Genomic DNA, 13801 nt, shown 5'->3' with positions numbered 1-13801 from the left:
ACCCTCGTGACAACCTCGATCCCCACCCCCACCAAACGTGAACTTGCCGAAGCGTCCATGCGCCGCTCCTGGTTCCCGGTCGCGCGCCTCCGCGACCTCGACAAGCCCCAGACGGCCACGCTTCTCGGCGTCAGCCTGGTGATCTACCGCGACGGCGAGGGGCGGATCTCGGTGCAGTCGCGGCGCTGCCCGCACCGCGGCGGCGACCTGTCGATGGGCGAAGTGCACCAGAGTTCGATCGGCTGCCCGTACCACGGCTGGGAGTTCTCCAGCGCCGACGGCAGCTGCAGCCGCATCCCGTCCCTGGCCGATCAGGGCAAGATCCCGCCGCGCGCCTCGATCGCCACTTACCCTGCGGTCGAGCGGTTCGGACACGTCTGGACGGTGCTCGAGGACCCGATCCGCGACCTGTACGAGATCGAGGAGTGGCAGGGCCTCGACCTCGAATGGCTTGCCGCCGACCCCATCGACTCGTCGGTCGGTGTCGGCGTGACGATCGAGAACTTCCGCGACGTCGCACACTTCCCCTTCGTCCACAAGGTGTCGATGGGCCCGACCCCGGAGGTCGTCGAACCGCTGAACGTCAACCGGGACGGACTCGACGTCTGGATGGACCGCCCGCTCGACGCCGGCTCCGGCGACTGGGCCAACGACGGCGACTGCATGATGCGGTACCGCTGCTCCGCACCGGGTCTCGCGTCCATCACCTACCACTACGAGAAGCTGGGACGCCGCGTCGTCGCCGGGTTCCCGTCACCCATCGACTACGAACACGTCAAGATCTTCTGGGGCGTCGCCAACGAGGTCGGCTACCGCGGCGCAGACTTGGAGGAATGCCTGCGCGTCGAGGAGATGGTGTACCTCGAGGACATCCCGATCGTCGAATTCATCGAACCCCGCGAGATCCCCTGGGACTCCGAGTACCAGGAATTCTCGGTACCCGCCGACCTGTTCACCCTCAACTACCGGCGCTCGTTCACCGAGCTGATGAACCGCGTCGAGGACGGCAGTCATGTCAACCAGTTCGTCTGATACGCAGACCCTTCCGCTCCGCGTCGTCGCCGCCCACTGGGAGGCCCGGTCGATCACCTCGTACGAGTTCGCCCGCGCGGACGGCGGTGAGCTGCCGGCCTGGGAGCCGGGTGCTCACGTCGACGTGCATCTGCCGTCGGGGATGGTCCGGCAATACTCGCTGTGCGGCGACCCAGCCGACTCGACGCGGTACCGCATCGCCGTCCTCGAACTGCCCGCGGGGCGGGGAGGCTCGGTGGAGGTTCATCGCGAGCTGCGGCCGGGTCGCCCGATCCGGATCGGCAGGCCACGCTCCAACTTCGGGCTGGCAGAGGCGGACCGGTACGTGTTCGTCGCCGGCGGGATCGGCATCACCCCAATGCTGCCGATGATCCGGGAAGTGCAACGGCGCGGCGGAACCTGGGAACTGGTATACGGCGCGCGCACCGCCGAGCACTTCGCATTCGTGAGCGAGCTCGACGCGTCGGCGGTGCAGTTGGTGCCGCAGGACACGAGCGGTCACCTCGACCTGGAGTCCGTCGTGGCGTCCTCTGCGGGGGCGGCGGTCTACTGCTGCGGGCCCACTCCGCTCATGGACGCGTTGGTGGAAAGGATGTCGAAGGCGGGCCGTGCCGACGACCTCTACCTCGAGCGGTTCGCCGCGTCGGCACCCATGGTCGCGTCCAGCGGTGAGTTCGAGGTCGAACTGGCTCGCAGCGAGAAGTTCGTCCAGGTACGTCCCGACCAGACTGTGCTCGAGGCCGTCCGCGACGCCGGCATCGACCATCCGTCGTCGTGCGAGATGGGAATCTGCGGGTCCTGCGAGGTGAAGGTCCTCGGCGGCGACGTCGACCACCGTGACGACCTCCTCACCGAAAGCGAACGCGCGCAGTGCAACAGCATGATGATCTGCGTCTCCCGCGCTAGGGGGGACCGCCTGGTCCTGGACCTGTGAGTACTTATTAACGTCGGGCGGTTAATAAGTACTCACGGGCGCGAAGCGCACGACGACGCCGGGGCGGAGCAGGGCAGGGGGCGTGCGTTCGGCATCCCAGATCGGTTCGTCGGTGGTGCCGATGAGCTGCCACCCGCCGGGCGAGCTGCGGGGATAGATTCCCGTGAACTCCCCGCCCAGAGCCACGGTCCCGGCGGGGACGGAGGTCCGAGGCGTCGAGCGGCGCGGCACATGAAGTTCGGGTGCGCCGCCGGTGAGGTAACCGAAACCGGGGGCGAAGCCGCAGAACGCGACCGTCCACGGTGTTCCGGTGTGTGCGGCGACGACGCCGTCGACACCGAGACCGGTCAGCTCGGCCACGTCCTCGAGATCGGGACCGTCGTAGCGCACGTCTATCCGGATCTCGTCGGGGGCGTCCTCGGCGACCGTCGCCTCCGGTTCCGTGGTCCGCACCCACTTGGCGATGCGGTCACGGCTGGTCGCGCCGTGGTCGAACCGCACCAGGATGGTGCGCGCCGCCGGAATCACCTCGACGACCCCGGGTGGCCGGGACTTGTCGAGGGCACGAAAATGCGCGAGCACGGTGCCGAGATCCTCGAACTCGGTGAGGACCGCGCTTTCTCCGACGTCGAGGATGCGCATCACACGAACGGCTCCACCGTGATGCCCTCGGTGTCGAGTAACGACCGGATGGCGGTGGCCATCTCGACGGCAGCGGGCGTATCGCCGTGGACGCAGACTGATTCGGCGGTAACTGGCAGGACTGTACCGTCGACCGCTTCGAGGGTGTGATCGGCGACGAGCCTGCGGACCCGTTCGGCCACCACCGCGGGATCGTGCAGGACGGCCCCGTCCGTCGTGCGCGGCACCAGCGTTCCCTCGGGTGTGTACGCGCGGTCAGCGAACGCCTCGGTGACCGTCCGCAGCCCGGCCTTCTCGGCCTCCTCGAGGAACACCGAACCGGGCAGGCCGAGGACCGGAAGCGTCGGGTCGTACGCGCTGACCGCCGCGACCACCGCGCGGGCCTGCTCGCGGTGGTGGACGATTGCGTTGTACAGCGCGCCGTGCGGTTTCACGTAAGCCACCGCGGAACCGGAAACCTGGGCGAGCCCGTCGAGGGCGCCGATCTGATAGACGACGTCGGCCGTCAGGTCACGCGGGGTGACGTCGATGAACCGGCGCCCGAACCCGGCGAGGTCGTGGTAGCCCACCTGCGCGCCGATCCGGACCGTCAGCTCGGACGCCGCCGAACAGGTGGACAGCAGCGTCGCGGGATCGCCCGCATGAAAACCGCACGCCACATTGGCGCTGGTCACGAGCTTCAGCATCGCCAGGTCGTCGCCGAGGGTCCAGGCGCCGTAGCTCTCGCCGAGGTCGCTGTTCAGATCGATTGCCGGCACATATTCGATACTAGGGTTCCGAGTGCCGTCTTGTAGATTCTCTCGCGGGGGCGGGCGGAACCGGTGAGGGTCCTGCTGCGTCAGAACAATTGACCGCGCATGGTGGACTGCGCCATCGGAGGGGGAAACGTGACCGACCCGGCATACATCAAGGATCCCGAGAACTTTCACTCGGATCAATGGGATCACGCGCGGATCGCGAGCGCCGTCGCCGGCATGAACGTCGAGAACGTGAGCGGCATCGCGAGGGCCTGGGCCGAACTGGGGACGACGGCCCACGACGCGATCGTCGAGTTCAGCGACGCGATCAAGAAGACGATCAGCGAGAGCTGGCAAGGTGCTGCCGCGTCGGCCGCCTACGGCGAGACCGAGCGGTACTCGTCGTCCGCGTCGCAGGCGCAGGCGCAACTTCACGGAGTCGCGGGTGCGCTGACGCCGCTGGCGGAGACGGTCGCGTCGCTCCGGTCGCAGGTCCCCGAAACCATCGGCACCGGACTGTGGGACAAGTTGACGCCCTGGGACACGGACACCGAGGACGAGTACTGCCGGCGCGAGGGCGAGGCGCGCGAGAAGATGGCCACGATCTACAACCCGGGACTCGCGACCTCCGACGGCATCGTGCCGTCGTTCACGAAACCGGAGAGCATCGTCGACGTTCCTTCGGGTCCGGCTGGGCCCGGTGTCGACCAGGCGAGCGGCCCCCCGAGTTCGAGCGATCGGGTCGGTGGACCGAATGTCGGGCAGCCGAACTCCGGCGACGCTCCTGTGAGGGACCCGTCGGATGCGGACACCCCATCCGCTGCGGATGGCACGCAGCAGAACGCAGCAACCGCGCCGTCGGCGGCCACCACGCCGGCGGCGACGGCCCCGGCCTCGGTGACGGGGGATCAGGCGCAGAGTCGGTCGGGCATGCCTCCCAGCGCCGATTCGTCCTCGGGTGCCGGTTCGCGCTCCGCGGGTGGGGCTTCTGGTGGCGGCGGACTGGGAGTCGGCGGACTCGGCGGTGGTGTCGGCGCCGGGAATCGGCCGGGGGCCGTAGCCCGGCCCGGCACCGCACCCGGGGTCGCGGGGGTCAACGCCGGAGGTCGCGCGGGTGCCGGAATGCGGGGTACCGGCCCGATGGGTGGGGGAATGATGGGCGGCGCTGGGGCCGGTAGGGGCGGCGGCGAGGACAAGGAACACAAGACGCCCGACTACCTGATCACCCTCGACAACGGTAACGAGTTGATCGGCAAACTGCCCCTCGTCTCGCCGCCGGTGATCGGCGCATGAAGATGCGGAACTGGCGGCTACGTCCCGAACTGTTCGACGCACTGTGGGCCGGCACCGGGCAGGACCGCATCCCGTACCCGTTCCGGATCGTGAGCGCACACCCCGGGCTCAATGCCTATGTCGCTGAGCAGAACCGGATACGCGAAGCCTTCGCGGGAGCCGAGCACGACGAGGTGCGGTCGGCGCTGGGCGTGCTCGCCGCGCCAGAAGTGTATGTCGAGATCTCCGGTTCGACCGCCGATGAAACCCCGATCCGCATCATCGGTGCGCAACACCGGCAATGGGTGGTGATCGCTTCGCAACTGCCCGGCCGGGCACCGCAGATCGGTGGCGACGCCGTGGTCGGCGCCGGTGCGGCGGGGCACCTGGGCGCCCAACTGATCGGGCTGATCCCGCAGAACGCCGCCGGCCGACGCCGGTTCCAGCGGCGCGACGAACAGGACACCCACTTCTCTCGGGGAATCCTGCAGGAGGTCAACCGGGTGGCCCCCGCCCCGCGGCTCGAATCCGCCGTGCAAAATGGATATGCCGGCCGCGGGAAGATCCGAGTCTTCCGCGGCCCCCGCTACGGCAGCGGCAGGGACGTCGGCGTCATGCACTGGATCGACATCGCCGGCGACGGACGCTACGTGATCGGACCGCACGATCCCGCCGCCGCGCACCCGGCAGAACCCGACCAGCTCGTATCCTCGCTCGACACCCTGATCAGGGTCGGTACCACTCCACGAGCGGGGTCGGTCGGTCCCCGCGGTTGGTAGATTGCCACGCGCCGGCGATTGCACAGGTGGGGACACAGCACGACACACGGAGGGGACACCGACATGGCGGGGCCAGAAGCACCGGAAGCCGGATGGACGGCTTTCACCGAGAACATCACCGGGGGAGGCAGGCTCGAACTCGACCCCGCAGGCATAGAGCAGTGCATCAAGCTGTGCCAGGAGCATGCGGATCGCATGGGTGATCTCGCCCGTCGGGCGAATGAGGAGCTACGCGCCACCGATCTCGGGATCGGAGAGAAGGATATTGCGTCTGCGGCCGAGCTGGCGCGCAAGTTCGACGAGAAGGCGATCAGCGGTAAGGACATCGAATTCGCCAACACTGCGCGGGGGCTCTTCACAGCGCATCAAACGTATGCGCGAGACATGAAATCGATGTTCGAGGCTGTGCTTGCCCGATACCAGGAGCAGGATGCGCAGATCGCTGGAAGCCTGAGCGTCGCGGGAACAGACCTGTGAACCGCAGACGATCCGTAGCGACTGCAATGTCGGCACTGGTTCTATTGGGATTCGCTACTTCTTGCGAGCAATCCTCCGGCCGCGAAGCAACAGCCGACCCCGCTCCGACTATCGGTTACCACCCGTGCGACGACCTGCCTATCGAGGCGATCAAGGAGGCGCGGATAGACGCACGCCCCCCTGGTCGATCGGATCACGAATCGACATCGAACTTTGCTTGCATGTTCACATCGCATGATCCCTACTACGGGATCACGATCGCTGCGCGCGGCGACACCATCGAGGACATCCGGCAGGATGACCGCTTCGAGGTCATAAATGAAACCGAGATCGACGGTCGTCGTGCGGTGGTGGGGCTTTTCCTCGGCGGATCGTGCACTGTCGCGGTCGACATTGAACCCGGAGTCCTCGATTTCGAAATTCTCTACAGCGAGGGAAGCCCGGAGTTCACCACGGCGAACGCGGCATGCGATCAGGCGACGAAGGTGGCGACGACGCTGGCGCCTTATTTCCCCGACCACTTGTAGGCAGGACTTGTACTGAGCCTCCACTCTTCGGCGTGTGAGGGCCGATTCGGCCGTCGGATCGCGGAGAGTGGCGGCTCAGTGCGTGTGTGCGTGGGTGGGGGTGATGCGTCCCGCGTTCTTGCGTCGTGAGGAGCCGCTGAGCCGGCATACGAGGTAGATGACGAACGAGATCGTGGTGACGAAGCTCGACACCGGCACCCCGGGTGCGAGGGACAGCAGGATGCCGCCGACGGCGGCGAGTTCGGCGAACACGATCGACAGGATCGTGGCCTTCAGTGGGCTGGCGGTGACGTAGGCGGCGGCCGCGGCGGGGGTGATGAGCAGCGCCATCACCAGCAGCGCCCCGACGATCTGGACGCCGAGGGCGGCCGTGATGCCGACGAGCACGGCGAACACGATCGACAGCGCACGTACCGGGACGCCGCGGGCCTCGGCGACGTCGGGGTCGGTGCTGGCGAAGAGGAGGGGTCGGTAGATGAGGCCGAGGACCCCGATGACCAGCACGGCGCAGAGCAGCAGCAGTTGCAGGCCGCTGTCTCCCGGCGCGACGATCTGGCCGATCAGCAGCGAGAAACTGGTGCCGGTGCGCCCTTGGTACGACCAGATGAACAGCACCGACAGGCCGAGCCCGAACGCCATGATGACGCCGATGACCGAGTCGCGGTCGCGGGCCTTCGCGCCGAGCAGTCCGAACAGGACCGCCGCGACCACCGACCCGGCGATGGCTCCGGCCCCGACGCTGACTCCGATGAGCAGGGCCGCCGACGCGCCGGTCAGCGACAGCTCGCTCGTGCCGTGCACTGCGAACGACATCTGCCTGCTCACGATGAGCGGGCCGATTGCGCCTGCCAGCAGGCCGAGGATGGCGCCGGCGATCAGTGCCTGCTGGACGAAGTCGTACTGCAGGAGGTCGACGGTGGCCGAGACGTCGAACATGCGTGACATCGCGTCGGTGAATTTGTTGCTCATGCGTGTCCCTCGTCCGTGTGGTGCACGCCCTCACCGGGGCGGAGGCCGCCCGCGCTGCCGAGCGCGTCGATGGCGTCGCCGGTGCCGATCACGACGAGGCGGCCGCGTACGTGCAGCACCTCGACGTCGGTGCGGTACAGCTCGGACAGCACCTCCGACGTCATGACCTCTTCGGGTTTGCCGATGCGGAACTGTCCGTCGACGAGGTACAGCACGCGGTCGACGAGGGGGAGGATCGGGTTGATCTCGTGGGTGACGAACAGCACGGCGGTGTCGTGGGTGCGGCGCCGCCGGTCGATGAGTCCCGACACGAGATTCTGGTTGGCCAGGTCGAGGCTGAGCAGCGGTTCGTCGCACAACAGGATCTGCGGGTTGCCGACGAGGGCCTGCGCGATACGCAGTCGTTGCTGCTCACCGCCGGACATGGAACCGATCGGTGCGTCCGCGTAGTTCTGGGCGCCGACTTCGGCGATTGCCGCGTCGACGATCGCACGGCGCCGGCCGCGCCGGAGGAGACCGGTTCCCCACTGGTGGCCGTCGACTCCGAGGCCGACGAGGTCGCGGCCCCGCAGCGGCAGCCCGTCGTCGAGCGACTTCTGCTGGGGGATGTACCCGACGTGCGAATTGCCCTTCCGTGCCGGTGATCCGGCGATGCGCGCGGTGCCGGAACTGAGGGCGAGCTGGCCGAGCAGCACCTTCAGCAGCGACGTCTTGCCCGACCCGTTGGGTCCGAGGACGGCGACGAATTCGCCGGGTTCCACGGTGATGTCGAGGTCCTGCCAGAGTGTGCGTTCGCCGAAGGACAGTCGCGCCCCCGTCAGTTCCAGTGCGGGGACGCGACCGTTGCCGTCGTTCTTCGAAGTGGGTTCTGTCACAAGCCGATCAGTTCTATTGCAGAGCCGCGGCGAGCGACTCGGCGGTGTTGGTCTGCCACTGAATGTAGTCCAGGCCTTCGGGCAGGGTTTCGGTCACCTCGACGACGGGGATTCCCGCCGACTCGGCCGTGGCCCGCACGTCCTGGGTGACCCGGTCCTGCGTCTGCACGTTGTAGACGAGGGCCTGCACCTGCTTGCCGGTGAGCAGCTGTCGCGTGGCGGCGATGGCGGCGGGTGCGGGGTCGTTGCCGTTCTCGATGGCGCTCGTGAAGTCGGGCGGGGTGACGTCCTTCAGGCCCGCGGACTGCAGCAGGTAGTAGGCGATCGGTTCGGTCTGGGCGACGGGCGCGTCCTTGTGGGCGGCCGCGATGCCGTCGGTGATCGCGGAGATCTGTTCGAGCTGACCGTGGAAGGTGGCGGCGTTGGCCTTGTAGGCGTCGGCGTTGTCGGGGTCGAGTTGGCCGAGCTTGTCGGCGATGGACTGCGCGGTGGCGTCGACGGTGTCGACGTCGAACCAGACGTGTTCGTTGACGTCGCCGTGGTCGTGGCCCTCGTGCGAGTCACCGCCATCCGAGTCACCGCCGTCCGAGTGCTCGTCCTCGCCGGCGTGCGCGCCGCCCTCGAGGAGGTCGAACGCGTTGACCGTGAGCTGGTCGCTGTTGCCGGTGCCGATGATGTCGTCGACGAAGTGGTCGTACCCGCCGCCGTTGTAGACGATCAGGGAGGCGTCGGTGAGTTTGGCGGCGTCGGTGGGGCTCGCCTCGAACGAGTGCGGGTCGGACGACGGTTCGGTGATGATCGAGGTGACGTCCACCTTGTCGCCGGCGACGGCCTGCGCGACACTGCCCCACACGTTCGTCGACGCGACGACGGTCAGGGTGCCGTCGCCGGTCGTGTCGGAGCCGCACGCGGTGAGGGTGAGGGCCGCGGCGAACGACAGCCCGACGGCCGCCGTGGCGGCACGAAAACCTGAGGAAGCGCGCACAGAAAACTCCTGACCGAGACGAACGCTAAACGCTATTGGAAACCGTTACCGTTGCACTTTAGCGGATAGGTCCTGGTAGTGCACTTTCGGTGCAGCCCCGACGCGCCCGAACGCGGGCCAGGTACTAACGTCCCCCTATGCCCAGGTCTCGACAGCCTCGTCGCCAAGCCACGCTGGCGTCGCTCGCGGCCGAGCTCAATATTTCGCGAACGACGGTGTCCAACGCCTACAACCGGCCGGATCAACTCTCCGCGGAACTTCGCGACCGGGTGCTGCAGGCGGCCAAGCGCCGCGGCTACCCCGGCCCCGACCCGGTTGCCCGATCCCTGCGCACCCGCAAGGCCGGAGCCGTCGGACTACTGCTCACCGAGGCCCTCAGCTACTCCTTCCGCGACCCCGCCGCGATGAGCTTTCTGTCCGGACTGGCCGAGTCGTGCGAGGCCGCCGGGCAGGGCCTGCTCCTGATTCCGGCGGGCCCGGGCCGCGAGGAGGCGGACGCCGCCGCGGTCGTGCAGCAGGCGGGCGTCGACGGGTTCGTCGTGTACTCGGTGGCGGACGACGACCCGTACCTTGCGGCGGTGTGCGAGCGTCACCTGCCGATGGTCGTGTGCGATCAGCCGCGGGAGATCCCGGGGGCGTCGCTCATCGGCATCGACGACCGCGGCGCGATGCGGGGCCTCGCCGACTATCTGATCGGGCTCGGCCACCGCGACATCGGCGTGCTGAGCATGAGGCTGGGGCGCGACCGCTCGGACGGGGTCGCCGACGCCGAGCGCTTGCGGTCGCCGAATTTCCACGTCCAGCGCGAACGCATCGAGGGAGTGCGCGACGCCATGTCCGACGCCGGCCTGGACCCTCGGACGCTCACCGTCGTCGAACGGTTCGAGCACACCGGAAAGGCGGGGCACGCCGCCGCCGCGCAGGCACTCGGCGTGAATCCGCAGATCACCGCGCTCGTGTGCACGACGGACGTCCTCGCGCTCGGCGCGCTGGACTGGGCGCGCTGGCAGGGCATCGACGTGCCCGGCCGGCTGTCGATCACCGGGTTCGACGGCGTCGACGACGCACTGCGTGAGGGCCTGACCACCGTGCGGCAACCCCAGGAAGAGAAGGGTCGCCGGGCAGGCGCCCTGCTCATGTCCCCGTCGCACTCCGGCGTCGCGACCGTCGAGATGCTGGAGACCGAACTGCTGCGCGGTTCGACGGCCGGGCCCGCCAGATGCTGACCCGGCCGCCCCGAACGCCCTAGGCCAGCAGCTGAGCGCAGCGCAGCAGTCCCAGGTGGCTGTACGCCTGGGGGTGGTTGCCCAGCGACCGCTCGGCGACGGGGTCGTACTCCTCGCTGAGAAGCCCCGTCGGCCCGGCGGCGTCGACCAGTTGCGCGAACAACGCCTCCGCCTGTGACCGCTGACCGATCAGCAGGTACGCCTCGACAAGCCAGGCCGCGCAGAGGTGGAACCCGCCCTCGGTGCCGGGCAGTCCGTCGTCGTGGTGGTACCGGTACACGGTCGACCCGCTGCGCAGTTCCGCCTCGGTGGCCGTGACGGTGGCCGCGAACTTCTCGTCCGACGGGTCGATCAGCCCGGACAGTCCGATGAACAGGGTGGCGGCGTCGAGGTCGGTGCCGTCGTAGGCGGCGGTGTACGAGCGGACCTCGTCCTTCCAGCCCTTCTCGCGCACCTCGTCGGCGATCTTGTCGCGCAACGGCGTCCACCCGGGCTCGATGTTCCGCCCGAAGTGTTCGGCGAGCGCCACCGCCCGGTCGATGGTGACCCAGCCCATCACCTTGGAATACACATGGTGACGCGGGTTGTCACGGATCTCCCAGATGCCGTGGTCGGGTTCGAACCAGCGACGTTCGACGGCCTCGACCATGGCGCACACCAGTTCCCAGTCGCGGTCGTTGAGCGCCACCTCGACGCCCTGCTTCTCGCGGGCGTGGGACAGGTCGTGGATGAGTTCGACGATGGGGCCGAACACGTCGAGTTGCACCTGCTGATTGGCCGCGTTGCCGATGCGGACCGGTCGCGAGCCGGCGTACCCGGGCAGCGAATCGATGACGGCCTCGGGCGGCAGACCGCCACCGTGCAGCGTGTAGAGGGGGTGCAGGCGTTCGGGGCCGGGCAGCGTCTCGAGGACGTCGTGCACCCAGTCGAGGTAGCCCTCGGCCTCGCTGAGGGAGCCGAGGCTGACGAGCGCGGACGCGGTGAGCGCTGCGTCGCGCAGCCAGCAGTAGCGGTAGTCCCAGTTGCGGACGCCGCCGATCTCCTCGGGCAGCGAGGTGGTCGCGGCCGCCATGATCGCTCCGGAGTCGACGTGCACCAGGCCGCGGAGGGTGAGCGCGGAGCGCTTCATCAGGTCGGGTTTGAGCGTGGGCAGGGTGAGGCTCTTCGCCCAGTCCGACCAATACGATTCGGCGAGTGCGCGGCGCTCCTCCTCGGGAGTCTCGGAGGGGCCGATTTCCTCGGTGCCGCAGCGCAATTCCAGGACGACGTCGCCACCGGACGGGTCGACGACGGCATGCGCGGTCTGCTGGTTGCCGTCGGACGTGACGTTCCACTGCACGCCGGGGGAGCGCAGCACGATCGGCTCGTTGGTGCCGTGCACGCGCAGTCCCTCGCTGACCGCCTCGAGGATGACCTGGCCCTGCCCGAACTCGGGCCGCGGAGCGAACGTCACGACGGCGGCGGCCTGCCCGCTGATCACCCGGGTCAGGTCGGTGCGGCCCTGGCGGACGTCGTGCGGCAGGTAATCGGTGACGGAGAGGCTGGCCCAGCGTGTCTGCACGGTCATGGTGCTGTCGATGTACCGCTGGCTCAGCGGCAGCGCGCTGCGGTGCGGGCCGACACTGAAGTGGCCGGCCTCCGGTCCGCCGAGCAGATGCGCGAACACGGATGCCGAGTCGGGTTCGGGATGACACAGCCAGGTGAGAGTTGCGTCGGGGGTGACGAGGGCGACGGTCCGCGGACTGGCGAGCATGGTGAGGCGCTCGATCGGCGGCGCATGCGCCCCGGACAGCCAGGTGCGGCGCTCATCGAGCAGGAACGCGAGGGCCGCGGCCACGTCTTCGGTGGTCGACACCCGGAACTCGGCGAGGCTTTCGCCGGGGCCCACCTTCACGCCGAGGTCGGGGCCCTGGAGGCGCGCGAACGCCTTCTCGTCGGTGACGTCGTCGCCGACGAAGACCGCTGCCGTCGCGCCGTCCTGGTGGCGGATCAGGTCGAGCGCATGCCCCTTGTCGGTGGCGACGACGGCCAGTTCGATGACGGACTTGCCCTCGGTGACCTGCACACCCACGCGCTGCCCGGCGTCGGCGCGCACCGCGGCCAGGGCCTGGGCGCCTTCCTCGGCGTCGGCGTTGCGGACGTGGAGGGCGACGCTCGCCGGCTTCGCTTCCACCGACGTGCCGGCGTGCAACGTGGCGATCCGGGTGAGTTCCTCGGTGATCTCACCGAGAAGTTTCTTGGCGTCGGCGTCGATCGCATGGATGAACCCGATGTCGAATTCCGAGCCGTGGCTGCCGACCAGTTGAACCTCGGCGGGCAGCCGCGACAGTGCGGCGAGGTCCTTGAGCGCGCGGCCCGAGATCACGGCCGCCGTCGTTCCGGCGAGGCTGGCCAGGGCGCGGAGCGCGCGCACCGATTCGGCGTGGGGAAACGCCTTCTCGGGGTCGGAGACGATGGGGGCCATCGTGCCGTCGTAATCCGAAGCGACGAGCAGGCGAGGGGTTCGCGCAACCCTCGAGAGGGCACGGCGAAGTTCGATGGGCAGATCATGGGCGCTCACATGTTCAAATCTAGGGGATGTGACGGCTGTGAGCGCGTTCTCGGCCGGGGCTGTGCCCCGATCGCGTCCTACTCGGGTCTGCGGCTTCCGTCACCGAGCAGCAGTTCGACGGTGAGTTCGAGCCGATTCGCGACATCGGTTGCGGACGAGCGGCGTGTGAGCCAGGCCACCAGGTTCGACAGCCAGACGTCCGAGATGACGCGGGCGACGGCCAACTGGTCTTCGGTGGGCTCGGTGTCCGTCATCGCGCGGGCGAACAGACGGTCCATCAGCTTGCCCACCTGATCGACCTCGGCAGCGGCGGAGGCGTCGGCGAACATGAACGCGCGCGTCATGGCCTCGGTCAGCAGTGGGTCGCGCTGCATGGCCCGGGTGATCTGGCTGAGGATCAGCTGCATCCGCTCGAGCGGGTTCCGGCCCGGCGGGTTCTTTCCCCGCGAGTCGATCCGCTCGAACTCGCGGGCGAGCGCGGACACCAGCAGGTGCACCTTGGACGGGAAGTAGCGGTACAGCGTCCCCACGGCGACGTCGGCGCGTTCGGCGACGGCCCGCATCTGCACGGCTTCGTATCCGCCCTTGGAGGCCAGGGCCAGGGTCGCGTCGAGGATCCGCTTGCGCCGTTCCTTCTGCGCGTTGGAACTGAGATCGTCCTCGCCCAGCGTCGCCGCAGCGACCGTCGTGGACCGTGATCGAGAGCTGGTCGTCATTACCTGTTTTCCTTCGCGCCTTGACTCATGGCCAGGTGTCATATTAGAACACGTTCTAGACGAATGTGTCATTCAGGAG

14 protein-coding genes are annotated in these 13801 nt (G+C 68.4%); 7 read left to right on the top strand and 7 right to left on the bottom strand.

Annotation, left to right across the window (positions count from 1 at the left end):
* Positions 1-6 precede the first annotated feature (6 nt).
* Complete coding sequence (locus OYT95_RS14550) at positions 7-1032, top strand: aromatic ring-hydroxylating oxygenase subunit alpha (protein ID WP_268791800.1); 1026 nt, start codon at positions 7-9, stop codon at positions 1030-1032.
* Positions 1013-1966: a PDR/VanB family oxidoreductase gene (locus OYT95_RS14545; RefSeq protein WP_268791799.1), complete on the top strand. Its 954-nt coding sequence runs from the start codon at positions 1013-1015 to the stop codon at positions 1964-1966. Before OYT95_RS14550 ends, OYT95_RS14545 begins: the two co-directional genes overlap by 20 nt.
* 21 nt (positions 1967-1987) lie before the next feature.
* Here the strand turns inward: OYT95_RS14545 and OYT95_RS14540 are convergent, their stop codons facing one another.
* Together OYT95_RS14540 and OYT95_RS14535 are read right to left on the bottom strand one after the other, a co-directional pair.
* Entirely contained in the window at positions 1988-2608 is a 621-nt protein-coding gene (locus OYT95_RS14540; protein ID WP_037242220.1) for a 5-oxoprolinase subunit B family protein, read from the bottom strand.
* The gene (locus OYT95_RS14535) at positions 2608-3366 is read right to left on the bottom strand and encodes a LamB/YcsF family protein (RefSeq protein ID WP_037242217.1); all 759 of its coding nucleotides are present in this window, start codon (positions 3364-3366) and stop codon (positions 2608-2610) included. Before OYT95_RS14535 ends, OYT95_RS14540 begins: the two co-directional genes overlap by 1 nt.
* Before the next feature lie 129 nt (positions 3367-3495).
* On the opposite strand from OYT95_RS14535, the gene OYT95_RS14530 reads away from it, so the two are divergent.
* The 4 genes from OYT95_RS14530 (at position 3496) to OYT95_RS14515 (ending at position 6400) form a co-directional block, all read left to right on the top strand.
* Complete coding sequence (locus OYT95_RS14530; RefSeq protein ID WP_268791798.1) at positions 3496-4638, top strand: hypothetical protein; 1143 nt, start codon at positions 3496-3498, stop codon at positions 4636-4638.
* Complete coding sequence (locus OYT95_RS14525) at positions 4635-5396, top strand: ESX secretion-associated protein EspG (RefSeq protein ID WP_268791797.1); 762 nt, start codon at positions 4635-4637, stop codon at positions 5394-5396. Before OYT95_RS14530 ends, OYT95_RS14525 begins: the two co-directional genes overlap by 4 nt.
* 63 nt (positions 5397-5459) lie before the next feature.
* The gene (locus OYT95_RS14520; RefSeq protein WP_268791796.1) at positions 5460-5873 is read left to right on the top strand and encodes a hypothetical protein; all 414 of its coding nucleotides are present in this window, start codon (positions 5460-5462) and stop codon (positions 5871-5873) included.
* Positions 5874-5899: 26 nt separating this feature from the next.
* Complete coding sequence (locus tag OYT95_RS14515) at positions 5900-6400, top strand: DUF3558 domain-containing protein (protein ID WP_268791795.1); 501 nt, start codon at positions 5900-5902, stop codon at positions 6398-6400.
* A gap of 75 nt (positions 6401-6475) precedes the next feature.
* On the opposite strand, the gene OYT95_RS14510 is transcribed toward OYT95_RS14515, so the two are convergent.
* The 3 genes from OYT95_RS14510 to OYT95_RS14500 are packed head-to-tail and all read right to left on the bottom strand — an operon-like array spanning position 6476 to position 9229.
* A complete protein-coding gene (locus OYT95_RS14510; RefSeq protein ID WP_005265172.1) occupies positions 6476-7369 on the bottom strand; it encodes a metal ABC transporter permease in 894 nt (297 codons plus the stop codon).
* Positions 7366-8244, bottom strand: coding sequence for a metal ABC transporter ATP-binding protein (locus OYT95_RS14505; protein ID WP_037242206.1), 879 nt, complete (start codon positions 8242-8244; stop codon positions 7366-7368). Before OYT95_RS14505 ends, OYT95_RS14510 begins: the two co-directional genes overlap by 4 nt.
* A gap of 13 nt (positions 8245-8257) precedes the next feature.
* Positions 8258-9229: a metal ABC transporter solute-binding protein, Zn/Mn family gene (locus tag OYT95_RS14500; RefSeq protein WP_268791794.1), complete on the bottom strand. Its 972-nt coding sequence runs from the start codon at positions 9227-9229 to the stop codon at positions 8258-8260.
* A gap of 137 nt (positions 9230-9366) precedes the next feature.
* Here OYT95_RS14500 and OYT95_RS14495 point away from each other — a divergent pair, with 137 nt between their 5' ends.
* Positions 9367-10455, top strand: coding sequence for a LacI family DNA-binding transcriptional regulator (locus tag OYT95_RS14495; RefSeq protein WP_268791793.1), 1089 nt, complete (start codon positions 9367-9369; stop codon positions 10453-10455).
* A gap of 19 nt (positions 10456-10474) precedes the next feature.
* On the opposite strand, the gene otsB is transcribed toward OYT95_RS14495, so the two are convergent.
* Positions 10475-13015 (bottom strand): trehalose-phosphatase, encoded by a 2541-nt coding sequence (gene otsB / locus OYT95_RS14490; RefSeq protein ID WP_037242198.1) that lies wholly within the window; start codon positions 13013-13015, stop codon positions 10475-10477.
* Positions 13016-13083: 68 nt separating this feature from the next.
* The gene (kstR, locus tag OYT95_RS14485; RefSeq protein ID WP_005566090.1) at positions 13084-13722 is read right to left on the bottom strand and encodes a cholesterol catabolism transcriptional regulator KstR; all 639 of its coding nucleotides are present in this window, start codon (positions 13720-13722) and stop codon (positions 13084-13086) included.
* Between the last annotated feature and the right edge of the window lie 79 nt (positions 13723-13801).

The sequence above is a fragment of the Rhodococcus sp. JS3073 genome (genome assembly GCF_026810085.1).
GTDB classification, from domain to species: Bacteria; Actinomycetota; Actinomycetes; order Mycobacteriales; family Mycobacteriaceae; genus Rhodococcus_F; species Rhodococcus_F wratislaviensis.
The sequence above is the reverse complement of the archived record's forward strand: the minus strand, read 5'-3'. Positions and strand labels throughout refer to the sequence as shown.